The sequence below is a fragment of the Streptococcus sp. sy018 genome (genome assembly GCF_007859185.1).
GTDB lineage: Bacteria > Bacillota > Bacilli > Lactobacillales > Streptococcaceae > Streptococcus.
Map to the genome: position 1 here is coordinate 15,831 of NZ_VOHN01000002.1, position 18,879 is coordinate 34,709.

Annotated in this window: 20 protein-coding genes and 1 pseudogene; 9 read left to right on the top strand and 12 right to left on the bottom strand. The window is 37.1% G+C overall.

The annotated features are described in order from the left end of the window. Positions 1-80 precede the first annotated feature (80 nt). Both FRX52_RS02385 and FRX52_RS02390 read left to right on the top strand, forming a co-directional pair. Entirely contained in the window at positions 81-1,025 is a 945-nt protein-coding gene (locus FRX52_RS02385; protein WP_146461129.1) for a magnesium transporter CorA family protein, read from the top strand. 15 nt (positions 1,026-1,040) lie between these two features. Continuing rightward, entirely contained in the window at positions 1,041-1,712 is a 672-nt protein-coding gene (locus tag FRX52_RS02390) for a DUF1129 domain-containing protein (RefSeq protein ID WP_146538383.1), read from the top strand. Between the two features lie 54 nt (positions 1,713-1,766). Here the strand turns inward: FRX52_RS02390 and der are convergent, their stop codons facing one another. The 7 genes from der to FRX52_RS02425 form a co-directional block, all read right to left on the bottom strand. Further along, positions 1,767-3,077: a ribosome biogenesis GTPase Der gene (gene der / locus FRX52_RS02395; protein WP_146495815.1), complete on the bottom strand. Its 1,311-nt coding sequence runs from the start codon at positions 3,075-3,077 to the stop codon at positions 1,767-1,769. 21 nt (positions 3,078-3,098) lie between these two features. Then, positions 3,099-4,007, bottom strand: coding sequence for a primosomal protein DnaI (gene dnaI / locus FRX52_RS02400; protein ID WP_146538384.1), 909 nt, complete (start codon positions 4,005-4,007; stop codon positions 3,099-3,101). Further along, positions 4,008-5,168 carry a DnaD domain protein gene (locus FRX52_RS02405; protein ID WP_146538385.1) on the bottom strand — a complete coding sequence of 387 codons (1,161 nt, stop codon included), beginning with the start codon at positions 5,166-5,168 and terminating at the stop codon, positions 4,008-4,010. It abuts the gene before it with no gap. Continuing rightward, on the bottom strand, positions 5,155-5,652 hold the full coding sequence (gene nrdR / locus FRX52_RS02410; RefSeq protein ID WP_146461119.1) for a transcriptional regulator NrdR: 498 nt from the start codon (positions 5,650-5,652) through the stop codon (positions 5,155-5,157). The genes FRX52_RS02405 and nrdR overlap by 14 nt, the downstream gene beginning before the upstream one ends. A gap of 90 nt (positions 5,653-5,742) precedes the next feature. Continuing rightward, entirely contained in the window at positions 5,743-6,276 is a 534-nt protein-coding gene (locus FRX52_RS02415; protein WP_146495809.1) for a DUF177 domain-containing protein, read from the bottom strand. A gap of 18 nt (positions 6,277-6,294) precedes the next feature. Beyond that, positions 6,295-7,188 carry a zinc metalloprotease HtpX gene (gene htpX, locus FRX52_RS02420; protein WP_146538386.1) on the bottom strand — a complete coding sequence of 298 codons (894 nt, stop codon included), beginning with the start codon at positions 7,186-7,188 and terminating at the stop codon, positions 6,295-6,297. Between the two features lie 16 nt (positions 7,189-7,204). Next, the gene (locus FRX52_RS02425) at positions 7,205-7,753 is read right to left on the bottom strand and encodes a LemA family protein (protein ID WP_146495807.1); all 549 of its coding nucleotides are present in this window, start codon (positions 7,751-7,753) and stop codon (positions 7,205-7,207) included. A 143-nt stretch (positions 7,754-7,896) separates the two neighbouring features. Between FRX52_RS02425 and rsmG the strand changes: the two genes are divergently transcribed. After that, positions 7,897-8,610: a 16S rRNA (guanine(527)-N(7))-methyltransferase RsmG gene (rsmG, locus tag FRX52_RS02430; RefSeq protein WP_146538387.1), complete on the top strand. Its 714-nt coding sequence runs from the start codon at positions 7,897-7,899 to the stop codon at positions 8,608-8,610. 143 nt (positions 8,611-8,753) lie between these two features. Then, a complete protein-coding gene (locus FRX52_RS02435) occupies positions 8,754-9,065 on the top strand; it encodes a bacteriocin immunity protein (RefSeq protein WP_146538388.1) in 312 nt (103 codons plus the stop codon). 66 nt (positions 9,066-9,131) lie between these two features. On the opposite strand, the gene FRX52_RS02440 is transcribed toward FRX52_RS02435, so the two are convergent. The 4 genes from FRX52_RS02440 to FRX52_RS02455 all read right to left on the bottom strand — a co-directional run bounded on the left by FRX52_RS02440 (position 9,132) and on the right by FRX52_RS02455 (position 13,583). Continuing rightward, the gene (locus FRX52_RS02440) at positions 9,132-10,178 is read right to left on the bottom strand and encodes a zinc-binding dehydrogenase (protein ID WP_146538389.1); all 1,047 of its coding nucleotides are present in this window, start codon (positions 10,176-10,178) and stop codon (positions 9,132-9,134) included. A 736-nt stretch (positions 10,179-10,914) separates the two neighbouring features. Further along, positions 10,915-11,472, bottom strand: a complete 558-nt coding sequence (locus FRX52_RS02445) for an N-6 DNA methylase (protein ID WP_222426099.1) — start codon at positions 11,470-11,472, stop codon at positions 10,915-10,917. After that, a complete protein-coding gene (locus tag FRX52_RS02450) occupies positions 11,456-12,706 on the bottom strand; it encodes an ATP/GTP-binding protein (RefSeq protein WP_186603321.1) in 1,251 nt (416 codons plus the stop codon). Before FRX52_RS02450 ends, FRX52_RS02445 begins: the two co-directional genes overlap by 17 nt. Positions 12,707-13,139: 433 nt before the next feature. Beyond that, a complete protein-coding gene (locus FRX52_RS02455) occupies positions 13,140-13,583 on the bottom strand; it encodes a hypothetical protein (protein WP_146495799.1) in 444 nt (147 codons plus the stop codon). A gap of 276 nt (positions 13,584-13,859) precedes the next feature. Between FRX52_RS02455 and FRX52_RS02460 the strand changes: the two genes are divergently transcribed. From FRX52_RS02460 to xerC, 5 genes and pseudogenes are all read left to right on the top strand, one after another. Continuing rightward, on the top strand, positions 13,860-14,234 hold the full coding sequence (locus tag FRX52_RS02460) for a hypothetical protein (protein ID WP_146495797.1): 375 nt from the start codon (positions 13,860-13,862) through the stop codon (positions 14,232-14,234). Between the two features lie 17 nt (positions 14,235-14,251). Next, entirely contained in the window at positions 14,252-15,664 is a 1,413-nt protein-coding gene (locus FRX52_RS02465) for a hypothetical protein (protein ID WP_146495795.1), read from the top strand. Positions 15,665-15,920: 256 nt separating this feature from the next. Then, positions 15,921-16,777, top strand: a pseudogene (locus FRX52_RS02470) (replicative protein). A gap of 44 nt (positions 16,778-16,821) precedes the next feature. Then, positions 16,822-17,079 carry a helix-turn-helix domain-containing protein gene (locus FRX52_RS02475; RefSeq protein WP_146495793.1) on the top strand — a complete coding sequence of 86 codons (258 nt, stop codon included), beginning with the start codon at positions 16,822-16,824 and terminating at the stop codon, positions 17,077-17,079. Between the two features lie 68 nt (positions 17,080-17,147). After that, complete coding sequence (gene xerC, locus FRX52_RS02480) at positions 17,148-18,365, top strand: tyrosine recombinase XerC (RefSeq protein ID WP_146495791.1); 1,218 nt, start codon at positions 17,148-17,150, stop codon at positions 18,363-18,365. A 109-nt stretch (positions 18,366-18,474) separates the two neighbouring features. On the opposite strand, the gene rpsI is transcribed toward xerC, so the two are convergent. Continuing rightward, positions 18,475-18,867: a 30S ribosomal protein S9 gene (rpsI, locus tag FRX52_RS02485; protein WP_012516324.1), complete on the bottom strand. Its 393-nt coding sequence runs from the start codon at positions 18,865-18,867 to the stop codon at positions 18,475-18,477. Between the last annotated feature and the right edge of the window lie 12 nt (positions 18,868-18,879).

The window sequence follows — 18,879 nt, forward strand, 5'->3', positions numbered from 1 at the left end:
TTAACCAGTCGCCCCAAAACCTATCTTTTTATAGTATAATAGAAAGAGTATGTATTGACAACGTAAGGGAGGGCTTGAAGATGAAACAAATGTTTCTTTCAAATGCAAGAGAATTCAAGGAAATTGACACATTCCAACCTGGAGCATGGATCAATCTTGTCAATCCTTCCCAGGAAGAGTCTGTCCAGTTGGCTGAGCAATTTAATATCGACATCACTGACCTAAGAGCACCTCTTGATGCCGAAGAAAGCTCACGTATTGCTTCTGAGGACAACTATACCTTGATTATCGTTGACGTGCCTACCCAAGAAGAACGTAATGGAAAGAGTTACTATGTGACCATGCCTTTGGGAATTATTGTCACAAAAGAAGCAGTTATCACGACTTGCTTAGAACCTCTTTCTCTCTTTGATTACTTTCTCAATCGACGGATTCGTAATTTCTATACGTTTATGAAAACTCGCTTTGTCTTTCAATTGCTCTATCGTAATGCCGAACTCTTTCTAACTGCCTTACGTTCCATTGACCGCCAAAGTGATAAAATCGAAGCCGAACTGGAAGCAGCCACCAAAAATGCTCAGTTGATTGACATGATGGAGTTGGAGAAGTCTATCATTTACTTAAAGGCTTCGCTTAAAATCAATGAACGAATCGTCAAAAAACTATCTAGCAACGCCTCTAGTTTGCAAAAATATATTGATGACGAGGATTTACTAGAAGATACCTTGATTGAAACCCAACAGGCCATTGAAATGGCTAGTATCTATGAAAATGTCTTGAATGTCATGACAGAAACTTCAGCTTCTATCATTTCAAACAATCAAAATACGATTATGAAATCATTGGCTCTAATGACCATGGCTCTCAACATTCCAACCGTTATCTTTTCAGCCTATGGCATGAATTTCCAAGACAATTGGCTGCCACTCAATGATATGCCTAAGGCTTTTTGGATTATTGTCTTAATCGCTGCTCTTGGCAGTTCATCTGTTGTCCTCTACTTTTTCCGTAAAAAATGGTTCTAACCCCAAGGAGTATCTATGTCTATCCAAAATTTAACTAAGAAAAATCAAGATTTTATTAACATTGCCACTCACCAACTCATGAAAGATGGTAAAACAGACAGCGAGATTAAAGCTATTCTTGAAGAAGTTTTACCGAGTATTTTGGAACAACAAGGTAAGGGCGTTCCTGCCCGTAACTTCCTTGGTGCACCAACTGTTTGGGCTGCTAGCTTTAGCCAACCGACCGAAACAGAACAAGAAACTATTGCTGAAGAAAAAAACACCAAGCCATTACTGATGTGGTTGGATAGTTCTTTCTTTTTATTAGCTATTGTCTGCCTGATCAATGGTATGATGGCCATTTTCAATCCTAAATCAGTTAATGCCATTTCTTCTGGATTGACCACGCTACTTACCCTTGCCTTTGTTGGAGGCTTGGCCTTTTACATGATGTACTATTATATTTACCGTCATGGCAATAAACCTCGTAGCGAACGTCCAAGTACTTGGAAATCTCTGGGAATTATCTTTTTGGCAACGCTTGTTTGGATGATTCTTTACACACTCACACCACTATTGCCAAGTGCACTCAATCCTAGCCTACCTGTTTGGGGCTTACTTCTATTATCTGCCTGTGCCTTTCTGGTCTGCTACTATCTTCGCCGTCACTACAAGGTACAGAGTGCGTTTGCTCCGCCACGCAAATAAGTAAAATAGCTGAATATAAAAACCAAGTTGAGATGAACTCGACTTGGTTTTTTCTTATTTTCGTTTACGGGCAATGAGATGGATTGGTGTTCCTTCAAACACAAAGGCTTGACGGATTTGATTCTCTAAAAAGCGTAGGTAAGAAAAATGCATCAATTCTTCTTCATTGACAAAAATCACAAAGGTTGGTGGTTTGACAGCCACTTGGGTGGCATAGAAAATCTTCAAACGTTTACCTTTATCAGTCGGTGTCGGGTTAATAGCAATGGCATCCATGATGACATCATTAAGCACTGCCGATGGAATACGCAGATTTTGATTTTCACTAATGGTCTTAATCATCTCTGGTAATTTGTGTAGGCGCTGCTTGGTTACAGCAGACACAAAGATAATCGGTGCATAAGAGATATATTGGAAATTGTCACGAATATCTGCTTCCCATTGACTAACCGTATGATTATCTTTTTCAAGCGTGTCCCATTTGTTGACAACGATAATAATTCCTTTACCTGCTTCATGGGCAAAACCAGCAATTCGCTTGTCGTACTCTCGAATCCCTTCTTCTGCATTGATAACCATTAAGACCACATCAGAACGATCAATGGCACGCATAGAACGCATGACAGAATATTTTTCTGTATTTTCATAAACCTTACCTGACTTACGCATTCCAGCGGTATCAATCATGACATATTCTTGACCACTGCTATCCGTAAAACTGGTATCAATAGCGTCACGCGTTGTGCCTGCGATTGGACTAGCAATCACTCGTTCTTCACCCAAAATTGCATTGATCAAACTAGACTTACCGACATTAGGACGACCAATCAAACTAAACTTGATGACATCAGGATTATCTTCCTCGTGTTCAGTTGGCAAGTGATTGACAATCGCATCTAGCACATCACCTGTTCCAATACCATGAACAGAAGATACTGGATAAGGATCACCCAAACCGAGTGAATAAAAGTCATAGATTTCATTACGCATTTCTGGATTATCGACCTTATTAACTGCTAGAATAACTGGTTTGTTAGTTCGATAGAGAATCTTTGCTACATACTCATCCGCATCGGTGACGCCTTCCTTGGCTGAAACAACAAAAACAATCACATCCGCTTCGGTCATGGCAATATCTGCCTGATGTTTGATTTGCTCCATAAATGGCGCATCGACATCATCAATTCCCCCAGTATCAATTAGACTGAACTGGCGATTAAGCCATTCGGCACTAGTATAGATACGGTCACGAGTGACCCCTTCCACATCTTCAACGATAGAGATTCGCTCTCCTGCAATCCGATTAAATAAAGTTGATTTGCCAACGTTAGGACGTCCGACAATAGCAACTGTTGGTAAAGCCATTTTAATTTCTTCGCTTTCTTTTTATGATAAACGGCGATTTTCGCCTTCTAAATGTAATTCACTTGCTAAATAACGTATGCGTTCCATGACTCGCTTAGTCTGCCAACGCTCATCTTGAACTTTAACCAAAGCTAACTTATTCTCCAAGTCTGCCATGCTGTAATTAGACGTGAAAAAGGTAGGCAATTCTTCTTGCATACGATATTGTAAAATCACCTGTAAAACCTCATCTCGTAACCAAGAACTAGCCTGCTCTGCCCCAATATCATCTAGAACTAACACTTGAGCTGTTTTTAGCACATCAATTTCTTCCTTAACACTAGCAGTTTTAATGGCATGCTTAATGTCAATGGCAAAACTTGGGTAGTGAACCAAGGTTGTACTCACTTGTTTTTTTTCAGATAGTTCATAGGCTAGAGCTGCCATGAGAAAGGACTTCCCAATTCCCATATCGCCATAAAGGTAAAGTCCTTTGGCCTGTTTTTCTGGATAAGCCTTGACAAAATCAACTAGAGATTTAAGAACAGTCAAACGTTTATGGTCATCCAAATGAACATCATTTTCAAAACTAATATGACGATAGGCCTTTGGGAGATTCAACAATTTTACACGACCTGTGATTTCTCGTTCTTCTTGCTGTGCTTTAAGCTCTGCTGTTTCCAGATAAGACACGTCCGCATAGCCTTCATTCATGACCAAGATCGGCTGATAGCCCTTTGCCACATAAGCAGAGTCCTTACTTAAAAAACGTTGTCGTTCAATCAGATACTGATTAAACTTCGGCAGACTACGCTTAATTTCTTCCTGTGACAAGCCCTCCCGGCTAATAAATTGAGCAATATCACTATCAGCCAATATGGCTTGTAACAGTTGTCTTGTTTCAACCTTTTGAAAACCATCACGGTTCAGGGTTTGACTAATCTTTTTCATCTAGTCCTCCTTTCTCAACTGGGCTAAAAGGTCCTGCTTAATATTTTTTAACCTAGCTTTATCTTCATCACTAGTTTGATTTTGGTAATCTTGATTACTCCACTGGGGAATATTAGGTTTAGTCATTTTTTTAGCCGACACCTTAGACTGACTAGACGGTTTCATGCCGATTTTCAGATACATCAAAGCGGCTTCTGCACTGTTAATCTTTTTATAGGCAAAATCATTGGCTAATTTCAAGACATAATTCCGATTCAAATTAGTTGAATTAGTCTTTTTTAAACTATACATGATGATGACATTGATTAGCTCATCCAATAAATCCTTACCAACTAATTCAGCAATCAAACGCCGTTCACTATCTAAAAGACTAGCTTGATAAGGTTTTTTTAATAAAGCTAGTAACGCTTCCGGTTGCTGACGTTTAACTTCCTGTAAAATAGCCTCTTCTTCTTTAGAAAATTTACCTGATACCGTCTGTTCTTGTTGCAGTTTCTTCGATAAAATCCGTTTTGGGTAGATAACCCCTTGATAAGAGGTTTCCTTAGCTAATTGATACAAGGTTAACCAATCCAACTTAAATCGCTCAGCTAACTCATACAGGGCTAAAATATCATCCTGCTCCTTGGCAAAACGTAGCCGTTCTTTAAGCATTCGTTTTTTGAAAGGCTCCAAATCAAAGACGGCCTGTTTGATCTCAAATTGTGGTTCTAACGAGGTAGAAAAAACAGCTGAGAAAGATTTAGTGAGTTTAGTCAAACCTGTGGGCAACTTAACCTGCAAACTAGCGACTGCTTGTACACCTAAGGCCTTTTCTAGCAAGGCACGAAAAGCAGCATTTGCTAAAAATTCCTCAGTTGGTAAAGGGGCCTTTAAGTGAACTAAATAAGCACTTCTTTCTAAATCTTGGTAAAGGTCTAACAGTTCGATTGCAACTAGTCGATCCAAGGCCTGATTTAACTCTTGCGGTGTGAGTTGCAGTTGATCTAATAAATGACTCACTGACCATTCTCTTGAACCATCATCAAAAAAAGTCACAAAATAATAATAAAGGCTAAGGGCTTTTTGTCCCATAACTGGTAGATAAAGGCGGTGCAAACTCTGATGATTGGGACTCAACCAGTTATGTGCCAAATAAGAAAAGCGATCAGTCGGTTTCATCTGCTACCTGACTAGACTTGCCTTTGCTGCGAACTTTTTTAGTAATTTGTTTCAAGAGTTCTTCAATTTCATCCACATCCTTAAAACTGCGATAGACACTGGCAAAACGAACATAAGTGATTTCATCTAATTCTGCCAATTCATCCATAACCAAATTACCGATAACCACACTAGAGACTTCACTGTCATAATCCATACGAATTTTTCGCTCAATTCGGTTAATAGCCTTATCAATGTCATTACTTGAAACGGGACGCTTTTGAGCACTTTGAATAATCCCATTTAAAATCTTATCTCGAGAAAACTGCTCTCTTGTCCCATCCTTTTTAATCACCAATAAAGGCGAGTCCTCCACACGTTCAAAGGTCGTAAAACGTGCCTGACAATCATCACAAACACGGCGACGACGAATAGCCTGACCGTCTTCAGCTTGACGGCTATCAACAACACTAGATTTATTACCTTGACACTTAGGGCACCGCATTTTTTTTTACTCCAATCATTCTTTGCTTATCTATTTATTCTACCATATTTTAGGTAATTATAAAAGGAAGGGCCAACCCTTCCTTAAATTCTAATCATCAAATAAACCATCTAAAGCTGCAAAAGGATTGTTAGCCTCTTTTTCTTCAGCTTTGAGGTTCTGATATTGACTTTCCGTCAACACGACCCAATCATTACCTGATGGTAACTGATCTGCCTTAGCCTCTTCTTCCGTCAAAACTTTTAGAGGAATGTTTAACAAGATATTATCAATCACACTCTCAGCTAAATCAATCGCATCACCTTCAACAACCAAAACAAGATGGTCTTCAACCAAGTCTTTTTTGTCTGCGACTTGACTGGCTTCAATAAAAATCTCATCAACCAAAAGTTGCTCAGTCAAATCAACTGGCACTAAAGAACGACTAGATGGCAGAGTGATGACATAAGACAAGTCATAACTCAGATGATACAAGCCATCTTCGTAAACCACACGTCCCTTGGCAACAAGAGCTGCTACTTTCAAAATCTCTGGCTGTCTATCTTGAAGAGCTATTGTGACATCTAAACTTTTTTCAAAAGAAAGACCTTCTTGACTTTTCTTGATCTCATTAAGATTAAACACTGCTTTCTCCTTGTCTTACTACATCTGTCTCAAACGTTCAATTCGATCAGCAATTGGTGGATGAGTTTGAAAAAGTGCTTGAAAATCCTTTGACTTACGAGGATCACTAATATAAAGTGCCGCACTCGCATCATCTACCTGCTGACTCATAGGAGCAGATTGATCTAATTTTTGTAGGGCATTGATCATCCCTTGAGGATTACGGGTTAGTTCAACAGAACTTGCATCAGCCAAATACTCACGTTGGCGAGAAATAGCCAGACGAACCAAGGTGGCTGCCATTGGCGCTAGCATAATAGATAATATCGCAAAAACTAGAATTAAGGCAGAGGCACCACTGTTGTCACGATTATTTTGACGACGACGTCCCCCACCATACCACATCATACGACCACTCATACTACCAATTAGAGCTATTGCACTGGTTAAGGCAACCGCAATCGTTGAAATACGAATGTCATAATTTCGGATATGGCTGACCTCATGTCCCATAACACCCTCTAACTCTTCACGATTCATGACGGCTAGAAGTCCTGTAGTTGCAGCTACCGCAGCATTTTCAGGCTTAGACCCTGTCGCAAAGGCATTTAATGCCCTATCTTCAATAATGAAGACACGTGGCATCGGAATCTGAGCGACCATAGCCATGTCTTCGACGATTCGATAAAGTTCTGGAGCTTCATTTTCCGTGACCTCACGAGCATTATTCATAGACATGACCACGTTAGTTGATTGAAAAAGCATGCTCATGGCATAGATGGCACCAATGATGAGAGCAATCACGGCTCCGCCACCTAAACTCCCCCACATGAGATAACCGACACCTGCTCCCAATAGGGCTAGCAACGCAAAAAAGGCAATCAAAAGCAAGACAGTCCGACGCTTATTACTTGCAATTTGTTGATATAGCATATTGACCTTTCTTTAATTAGAAGTTAAATTCCACTTTAGGTACTGCTTTTTCTTCCTCTGGTGTTTGTAAAAATTCACTGGCCTTGAAACCAAAAATTCTTGCAAACAGGTTGGTTGGGAAAGTTTGCAACCTAGTATTGTAATTTGCTGTTGTTGTATTGTAAAGCTGACGCGAATAAGAAATTTTATTTTCAGTGTTGGTCAACTCGTCCTGTAGTTTAACAAAGCTAGCATTGGCTTTCAAGTCAGGATAATTTTCTGCTACTGCAAACAGACCTGACACTTGTTTAGACAAGGCGTCGCTGGCTTGCATGGCTTCGTTTGGTGTTCCAGCACTCAAGACTTGTGTACGAAGTTGCGTAATTTTTTCAAAGGTCTTTTCTTCGTAGTCTGCATAACCCTTAACCGTTTCAATCAGATTGGGAATCAAATCATTACGGCGTTTAAGTTGGACATCAATCTGACTCCAAGCCTCCTGCGTTTGCATTCGACTCTTTACTAAACCATTGTAAGCCGAAATCCCAAATAGAGCCAAAACGACCACAACAATAATCATAATCCACATGTTTCTTACCATCCTTTCTTGTTTTGAACATTATACCAAAAATCCTGTCATTATGCCAGTTGGAGCTAGTTAGCGAGCGACTAGCTCACTTTTTTTCCCCTTATTTTTATGGTACAATAAAGTCAAGGAGAAAAGAAACACTTATGACACCTGATGTATTTTACCAACTCTTGGCTGAGGCTGGCTTTGCCCTATCAGACCAACAAAAAGAGCAATTCGAAACCTATTTTGAGCGATTGGTTGAATGGAATGAAAAAATCAACCTGACTGCCATTACGGAGAAAAACGAGGTCTATCTGAAACACTTTTACGATTCTTTGGCACCGATTCTCCAAGGAAAAATCACCAATCAAGCCTTGAACATCTTAGATATTGGGGCTGGGGCAGGTTTTCCTAGCCTCCCTATGAAAATCCTCTTTCCTCAGTTAAATGTCACCATTATTGATTCGCTCAACAAACGCATTAACTTTCTGAACCTACTCGCCCAAGACCTTGGTCTGACAAACGTGCAGTTTTATCACGGACGTGCCGAAGACTTTGGTCAAGACAAGGCATTTAGGGGACAATTTGACATCGTTACGGCTCGTGCCGTGGCTCGCATGCAAATCTTATCTGAGTTGACCATTCCCTTTCTCAAAATCAAGGGTCAGCTCATCGCACTCAAGGCTAGCTCTGCTGAAGAAGAATTAGATCAAGCTAAAAACGCTCTAAACCTTCTCTTTGCTCAAGTTGATGACACAATCAACTACCAACTACCAAACGGTGATGACCGTAATTTGACTATCGTGGTCAAGAAAAAAGAGACTCCCAACAAATACCCTAGAAAAGCAGGGATACCAAACAAAAAACCACTATAATCCCTTGATAAATGGTTCTCAACAACAGAAATCTCTTCAAAACAAGATCAATCTTTCTTTTGAGGCATTATTGACCAGTCGCAAGTAAAGATAAGACATGTCTATCTACTATACCGTCTGCTTAGATTAGGAGTGATTCGCCTATGATGAATTATGAGAAAATGATAACTGATGTTCTAAACGATCCAGAAGTCAAACAAAATCAGCGACTCCATACCTTGTTTTCTAAATCATTATCACGATACTTAAAAAATCACGATCGAACAGAAATTGCTTATCTTGTTAATGACATCTCCTATTACTTAATCTTAAATAACTACATTGCCCCTAAGATTGTGCTTGACTTTGCCACTAAAACCCAAAAAGAATTACACAGACTAAGAGGACTGGGTTCCGCCCTAGATATGTTAGCCACGTCAATTTTGGGATTTGTGATTAAAGAGAAAGTAAAATAAAAGACAGTAGCTTACTACTGTCTTTTATTTTTGTTCTTTTCTAACTTGACTAAACCAGCAAACACCTTATTCAGCGACAACGAGCATTGACTTAATCGCCTTACGGTCTGCCATGTCTTGATAGGCCTGATTGACCTCTGCTAAATCATAAGTGTGCGTAAAGACTTTTCCAGGATTGATATTGCCATCTAACACTTCTTTGAGCAAGAACTGCTTGTCATAAGTGGTAACTGAGGCAGAACCGCCACCAATCGTGATGTTTTGAGCAAAGGTCGATCCAATTTTCCGATCGCCATAGTGAGGGACACCGACTGCTCCGATACGTCCACCATTGTGGAGAACTCCCAAGGCTTGCTCAAGGGCTGCTTCTGTTCCGACACATTCAAGGGCAACATCTGCACCGCCGTTTAGAATCTCACGAACCTTTTGGATACCTTCTTCACCACGTTCGGCAACCACGGCTGTCGCACCAGACGAGAGTGACATTTGTTGACGATCTTCATGACGACTCATCATGATAATTTGAGAAGCTCCACGCATTTTAGCTGCGATTACAGCACATTGACCAACTGCGCCATCACCAATGACAACAACCTTATCACCTGCTTGAACATTGGCTACCCGTGCGGCATGATAACCTGTTGGCATCACATCTGCCAAGGTCAAGAGAGATTTTAACATCCCTTCAGAATAATCTGACGGTTGACCTGGTACTTTAACAAGTGCCCAATTAGCATAATGGAAACGTAAATATTCTGCTTGGAAACCACCACCCCAATTCGTTGGGACAGGATGATTATCACAAGTCCCATCAAATCCTGAACGACAGGCATCGCACTCACCACAACCGTGAGTAAAGGGAACAATCACAAAATCTCCTGGTTTCACTGTCGTGATGTCAGGTCCAACTTCTTCTACAATACCAAGTGCCTCATGACCACTATTGATTGAGTTGTTCTCACGAGCATCACCATGTGAGTATGACCACAGGTCAGACCCACAAACACAAGCACGCATAATTTTAATAATGGCATCATCCGCTGCTTGAATAGTCGGCTTATCACGCTCCTCGACAATCATCGACCCTGCTTTTTCAAAAATAGCAACTTTCATTAGTCATCTCCTTATCATATTTAGTGCCACTCATTATAACATAGACTTGATAAAAAGGCTATTGTCCTACTTACTGTTGACTATTCATCAAAGACTCCCAGAATTTTTAGATCTTACAATCTAAGTTATGCTTTCTTTTTAGAGCCAATAAAAACACACGCGAGATCAGTCTGCTCCAAAAGAAAATAAGAAAAAATCTGTTGTGAGGAGGTTTTCCCAAAATGGGCTGAACCAAAAAAGTTTGTGAGGAGGACAAATCCATTTGGAAAACAGCTCATCACAACTGTGAGAAAGTCAATCCCTTTTGGGCAAGCAAGCTCAAGACTGTGAGCATAGCTGCCTTTTTTGGGAAAGTTCCTCACAGTTGTCAGTACATCTACCTATTTTGGACAGACCTTATTTATTTAGTTAGACTATCCCATGACTCTTGGAAATAACTAGATACATTCTACAATAGATTATCATGATAGATACAAGTAATCTTTTCAAAAAATCACAAAAAAAGCACCCAAGAGAGAAACTCTTTGGTGCTTGGAAACGTTGATATATCGCTGATAATTAACGTTTTGAGAACTGTGAAGCCTTGCGGGATTTTTTGAGACCTGGTTTTGGGCGATATCATAATTTACATTCAAATCCTTTTGAAACTAATGTTTATATTTTCAAACTATTAAATTTTATTATTTATGACAGTATCAAAATTTGTTTAGTAGCTTATAAAATAAATAAAAGATAATTATTTCTTTAACGTAGGTTTTAGTAGGTCATAAAGAGTTCTAAAATTAGGTGGAATTACTGTTTTTTTCATTTTATGAACTTTTTTAATTGCATTTATAAGATCGTTCTCATTAGAAAAATAATTTTTTACAAAATCAAAACTCTTTACGTCTTTCATCTTTAATACTTGCTGACAATAATCACTAGGCTTATTACATTTTGATTTATCAAAATCGATATACTTATTTTCATTAACAATTATTAATAATTCTATTTCTGGAGGAGTAATTACATTTACAATATTAATTTTTTCTTCAAAAATTTTTTTATACTTTTTACTTCCAAAATTAAATTTTTCGTTTCTTGAGTCAATAATTCTGAATAAATCAATCTTAGAAGCATAATTTTTCCCCATATAAGTATCACAAAAATTTTTTGCACTTCTAGTTCTTATTGGACCCTTATTTATTAAATAGTCATCAATTTCTATAATCAAACACTCCTTTTCCAATAATATTTCAATTATCGCCTGTTCAGCAGATCCTTCACAAATTATTGCACTAAAATTTTTTACCATGTTCAAGACCTACTTTTGTTAAGAACCTTTGTTTAATTATTTCTTTTAAAAAATGTTCCGATGAATAATCTGGAGTAGAATTATCAATCATCCCTTTGATAAATACATCACTTTTACTTATATCATTCCTCTTTATTATATTTGAAAATTTTTCAATTGAAATTCGTCTTTTTTTATTTACAATATAAATTGAATCATTTCTGGGAACTATATCTAATAATTCTGAATAATGGGTAGAATAAATCAGAACAGCTCCATTAGGATTCATTTTTCTATCTAAGAATAAATTTATAAATGTAGATACAATCTCTCTATTAAAATGGTTTTCTAGTTCATCAACAATTATGATACCTCCTGAACGTAATGTGAAAAATGCATCCATAAATAATCCAATGCCTTTAACCGTACCAGATGAAAGTATGTTATTTAACTCTGAAATGGACTCTAGTTCAATCGGACTAACTTGGTTTACAAACTTAAGAATAACTCTAACAGTGTTATTTTCTTCATTTACTATGAATTCTAATTTTTCTATACTAGGATCCAAATAAGTAATTAATTCATGGGGAATTTTTCCAAAACCACTCAAAATATTAAAATTTGTATAGCTCAACTTGTCCTTATAATATAATTTTTCGATTTCATTTAAATTAAAAAAAATATTCATAATACTTACATCAGAACTTAATCCTACATACTTATTATCATTATTCCTAGTTATTATGTTTTCTTCTTTTATAGATGTGAAATCAAAAATTTGTTTTTTTGAGCGTATTGATTTTACATTCTTTCTTGAAAAAATCTCATCTACAAAGACATATTTAAATTCACCTTCATCTTCATCAAATCTTCTAGCAATAATTGATTCTAGCTTATTAACTGTTTGATTTCCATCAGTTTCATCGTAGAAGAATATTGTAAATTTTACTTGTTTATTATTATCTAAATGTAAAATATTATTTGTCCCAAAATTTCGAATAACTCTTCTTGGACTATAGTTTATCGATTTAGCCTGGATAATATTGAGTGCAATTACTAATGTATTTAATAATTGAGTTTTACCAGAGGCATTTAAACCAGTAAAGGTGAGTGTTCTATTGGCATAAAAGTTATTAAACAAATGAATCAACTCATGTTTTTCATCTGTACTCACTCGTGCTTCTGAAAAAAAGTCTATTTCAAGTTTTTCATCAAATAAAACACCATTTTCAAATATTATTTTTAATAATTTCAATTTAATACTCCTTAATACTTCTTTATATATCTATTTTATACTATATATTTCACTGAGACAACAAATAAATACGAAAAAACGTATTTATTTGTTATTTGATGACCTTCTAAAGTCAAAAAAAGCACCTTGCAAGAGACTTGCAAAATGCTTGTAATCGTTGACGTAAAGTAGTTCTTAACGTTTTGAGAACTGGCTAGCTTTACGAGCTTTCTTAAGACCTGGTTTGAACAACTTTTATTTGAATAAATTTCAAAAGGCTTTAATATCAGGCATTTACACGATTTTCTGAAAGCGTTATTTCAATAAATTTCAACTAATTTCATTTGAATGGTGTGAATTTTACCCTAAAAATCACTGAATTGAGCTAAAAAATCCCAAAAAGTTCACACCACTAAAATACTCTTATGCTACACAATAACATAAGAGTATTTTTTTATACCAATTTCCAAATCTTATGAATGGCAGATTTTGGTAAATCAGACGCTAAGTTTGAATTATAATACAGATGACCACTTGCGTTAGAGAATACGCCACCGCTATGTTCCAACTCTCGAATATCTTCTATAGGAACAATCACAGTTTCAAAACGTGCTATATTTCCTTTTGTAAAAGCGTAAGCTATGCAAGGAATAACATGATGAGGATAGGATTTGACAAACTCTTCAAACTTATCCACTGCTTTTTTATCGGCTTTATAACTTGGACTTTCTTGCTCAGAGAATTGCTTTGAAAGAAGATAAATTAACAACGGAGTTTCATTGTCTTTTTGAGCAAGTAAATAACCAGATTCTTCCATTAGTTCAAACCCTACAAATTCTAATGTAGATTTGGTTAGGCTAGTACATAATTCTTTAACCGTTTTTCGTGATAATTTCATTGTAATGACCTCTATAAATTGTTTTATTTAATTATATCATATTTTTTACAAAAAGAATCTTTTTTGTGTTTTTGTTTCTTGACAATCGATTTCCTTTCTGTTAGAATGAGTATAGAATCAAAGTTAGTTGTTTGATTCTATACTATGTCTGTTTTTAGAATCAAAACTATGAGTATGTTTCTAAAAAGTCCAGCTCACGACTTTAAACCGAGCAATAAACTATAACTTGTTAGACTACTTTAAGTCTGACCATGCTTTAATTAAAAGGAGGTCATTATGGCTTTAAAAAATTTAAATTTTTTTCTATCTTTTAACGCTCCACTTTTTCTTGCTCGTAAGGAATTGAGATTTGTCTCAGCTTCTCGTTGGTCAGAAAAAGGAGAAAACGGTTCTGAAACTGAGAAAGGCGTTAAAGTTGCTCTGCTCATATTCTTAGATGATTCAGATTATCCAAACGATAAGACGAATCTAGGAGAGCAACTGATTGTCAAAGTCCCCTACGCTTCTCTAGACGATTTCAAGGACTTCTTACCTATGAAAACGGTTTGCGAGTTAATAAACATCGAAAAGGCAGTTGTTTATGGTGAATATCGCAATCAATTAAGCCTTACTGCTTCAGTAATTAAAGCCGAAGACTCTATAGAATTGTAATTTAAGAGGTTAGAAATATGATTATAATTGTTATTATCCTTTTGATAATGTTTATCACATTTCCTGACTTTAGAAAGAACTGGATATCCTCTTATCAATGGATAGAAAAAGAGTCAGGTAATGATGTATTAGGGAAAGTTGTGGCTAGTTTGGCTGCTACTATTATAGCACCTGTTATGACCATTATTAGTTCTATTAAACATCAGTTAGTGAACAATAAGCAAAAAGTATCTGAACCCACATCACAAGAAAGGTATGACTCGTTCGTCAACTGGTTTAATGCTGTCCTAAGTTCCGATTTAAATTCAGATGAGGATTTAAAGAGTATTCTTGCAGGGTGGAATTGGTTTAATAATGGTCTTGTTCTACATTTCAAGTATAGACCTAAAGAGAACGAACTCTCTGACATCGCAGAGAGGCTCCAATCTTATAACATGAATTTTGGTTGGGCTTATAGAAATCTCGGAGAATTGTATTTACACAATTTTGACACAACCTCTAATTGGTCAGTACCAGTACTATTTATCGACAAAATAGTAGAGAATGAAGCGAGCAGAGTGGCAGAGCTAGCTCGTGTTGAGCGTGAAAAAGAGCTTGATTCTTTGCCTATTGATTTTGGATTTATTGCCACAAAGCTAATCCCCAATGAAAAAGGTGAGTTGCCTTTATGGTTGAATAGACAAGGAGAGGTCCAATTCAGCTCCTTCGATACTCACATGCTTTTAACTGGGGCAACAGGTTCCGGAAAAACTTCTGCATTACTTTATCTGATTGGAACAATCAATATGGCACGCCAGGAGACGAGTGATAAGCTATATATCCTTGATTATAAGCGAGGAAAAGATTGGTCACTATTTGTTGAAAATGATGCTGATTTCTATACTCATGGAGAATCAACAAAAGAGACTTTTGAAGAACTGTATAAAGAGTATCGGAGGTATCTAGCAGGTGATAAGGAAATTGGAGACCGTATTATTTGGGTCATTATCGATGAATTTTCATCGATTGTTGAGTCCTTCCCAACTAAGAAAGAGAGAGATGAATTCCTTCGTAAATTCGGTGAGATGTTGCGATTATCAAGGAATATCGGTAATGGTAAAGGCGGTTATAGGTTCATTGTAGGCTTACAACAGGCAGACGCTTCTGTCTTTAATGGATCTTCAACAAGAGGAAATTTCGGAATTCGAATGGCTCTTGGAGGGCTTACGACCGAGGGAGCAAGAATGGTTTTTGACGTAACAGAACAAAGTGATAACCCTGAAAGTTCTAAGCCAGGTAAAGGATTTATTCAAGTTTATGGCTATCCAGTTAAAGCCATTATGATGCCACATATTCAAGACCATAATATTTGGTTGTCACATACTCTTATATGGGATGGTAGAATCTCCGAGGAGAGGGTTACTGACGAGTGCGATAAAACGCAATATTAAGGGCTATAACCATCAGATGATTAAATTTTTATGCCGTGAAAGTTTGTTGCACAGTAGGCTAAGATAAATTTAGACTGGTTGAGGCGGTGCGGTCGAACTCTGTTCGTCCGTGCCGACACAATCAGCTTAATCATCTTAGGGAACCTGTTTGTCAACAAAATCATGGAATAAATCAGAATTTAATCATCGGAAATTCAGACGCTCTTAACTTGATAAGCGTCACACAAAAGCACATTGCATTAAAAGGAGAACTATCATGAATCAAATAATTGATTCCGAAAAAATCGTTAAGAGCTATATATATGGCAATACTGTTGAAATGACAACTGCTAATGGTCAACAAGAACAGACTATAAAAGTGATTGAGGGCAAACGCTACGTGAATCTTGAAACAGGAGAGATTCATGACATGGACACTTCTAATAGCACCCGTTTAGACAATCTGAAGTCAGCGAAACAAACTATGAAAAAATTACGCCGTCTAGTTGCTCATAATTTTACTGGGGGAAACAATCAACTTTGGATAACTCTAACATATCGTGAACATGTCACTGAAACCAACAGAGTGTATCAGGACTTCAAGGCATTTATTAGGCGTGTTCGGAGTAAGTTCGGTCATGTCGAATATATAGCTGTGATAGAGCCTCAAGCCTCAGAGCGTTGGCATCTCCATATTTTACTAAAGAACGATTCCGAACTCACTATCCCAAACGATGTATTATCACAACTATGGGCGAAAGGCTTCACTAAAACGAAGCGTCTTCGTAGCTCGGATAAGGTCGGCAACTACCTAGTAGCGTATCTCTCTAATCTTCAACTTGATTCCTCTAGTAATTCCGATAAAAAATCCATAGTGAAAGGGGCTAGGCTTTATATGTACCCAAAGGCGTTAGAATTTACCGTACCTCTAGGGGAATTGAAAAACCTTTAGAGATAACCACTTCAAAGGGAGAAATTATGAAAAAGTTTAATATTCACAGCCCGCCTAACTTTTCCAGGACTACCAGACACGAAACACCTTACGGTGAAAAGGAATATGTGACTGAGTTTTACGACAACATAAAAAGCCTGTCAGACACTTTTAGCGGAGCAACTGACAGACCTCCAGAGTAGTGAGATTATCACTATTCCTATTCTAACATAGATAGGGGTATTTTATGCAAGTAATTTTATCTGATGAACAGATTTATCAAATTCAGCTATTGATTGCTGATTTAATCAAACGAGAAATTAAAAATCAACTAGATAGTAGCAATATTGAAAGTCCATTCTTGAACAAACAGCAAGCTTGTGATTATCTAGGAATCGCAAACAACACACTGGATTCTTGGATTAAAAAAGGATTGCCAGTCATTCGAGTTGGAAAAACAGTCCGCTTTGATAAAACTGAACTCAATCGCTGGTTGCAAAAGTAACATTTTTACCGTGGTTTGTTATAATAAAGCCACGGTATTTTTCTAGCTCAATTCACAAGGAGGATACTATGTCAATTACAAAAACAAAAAATGGAACTTATCGATTACGTGTATATATTCCAGAAGAAGTTAAGTCTTCGCTTGGAACAAACAAAAAAGTGATTGAAAAACGATTCAAATTAAGGAGCGAAGCTAAAAAATACGAACTCGAACTACAAAACAAAATTGATAATATCCTAAACGGTAGAAATGAATCATTCGACAATAGTGGTTCAATCCTTTTTTCAGATTTTTATTACAATATTTGGTGGAAATCCTACAAAGCAGGACAAACAACATCTACTACCAAACCACCATCAAAAGCCACTGTTAATGGTACAGAAATTGTTTTTAGAAAACATATCCTACCTCTGTTAGGCAACTATTCTATTGAGTTCCTCAACCAAAACAAACAAGTCGTATTAAACCTGTTAACCCAAAAAGCAGAAGAATATGCAAACTTCAAGGTCATTAGAAGCTATGTTAATTCTATCTTTGACTGGGCAGAGGAACTTGAATATATCGAAACAAATCGCCTTTCTAAGACCATTAGTCGTATTAAGGCAACTAAAAAAATCAAATTGCAAGAAGCTAAAAAAGATGAGGATTTGTATTTATCACAAGATGAACTGCAAGCATGGTTTACAGCATTTGGAGAAGACTTGGAAAACAATAAACTCTTATTCAAAGACTATGTGCTCTTTTATACAACTTTTTTCTTAGGAGATAGAAAGTCAGAAAGCTATGCTTTACAATGGAAACACATAAACATTAAGAAACAAGAAATTCAATTAGTCCAAGCCTTAGATAAATATAAAAATCCAAAATCTACCAAAGGGAACAAAAAAACAACTTTCCAAATCCCTATTGAACTAGCTGACTTACTTCAATCTTGGAAAAAACAACAAAAAGCTGAGTTGGCAAAATTTGGCATTATCCAATCTGATGAGCAGTATGTCTTTACTTATATCGATACGAGAGGGAATGTCAACAGTCCCTTACACGCTGATTATCTTAATAATAAGATGAAATCAGTCAAACGCCGTCATAAAGAACTAGCACACGCCACACCGCATAAATTACGCCATACTGGGGCAACTCTTGCCAAGCAAGCAGGAACATCACTAGAAGCCATTTCAGAGGCTCTGACTCATAGCGACACTCTCACAACCAAGACTTATGTCAACACTTCAAATATTGTGCCAATGACAGTTGGAGAAATTGCCTATCGCAATCTTAAAAAGTAATGGTGTGAATTTGGTGTGAAAAGTGGTGTGAATTTTGCTAAAAAATCATCAAAAAACACCCCATGGCGTGAACCATGAAGTGTTGTAAATGCTGTATTGTAGCTGCTTCTTAACGTTTTGAGAACTGGCTAGCTTTACGAGCTTTCTTAAGACCTGGTTTTTTACGTTCAACCATACGTGCGTCACGAGTCAATAGACCTGCACGTTTCAATGAATCGCGGAAATCTGGGTCAACTTGAAGCAATGCACGGGCGATACCATGACGGATTGCACCTGATTGACCAGCATAACCACCACCAACAACGTTAACGAAAACATCGTATGAACCTTCAGTAGATGTTACCGCAAAAGGTTGGTTGATAACAAGACGAAGATCAGCATGTGGAATATACTCTTCAACGTCTTTTTTGTTTACAGTAATTTTACCAGTACCTGGAACCAAACGTACACGCGCAACTGCGTTTTTACGACGGCCTGTACCTGCATATTGTGCTTGTGCCATAATTTATTTGCT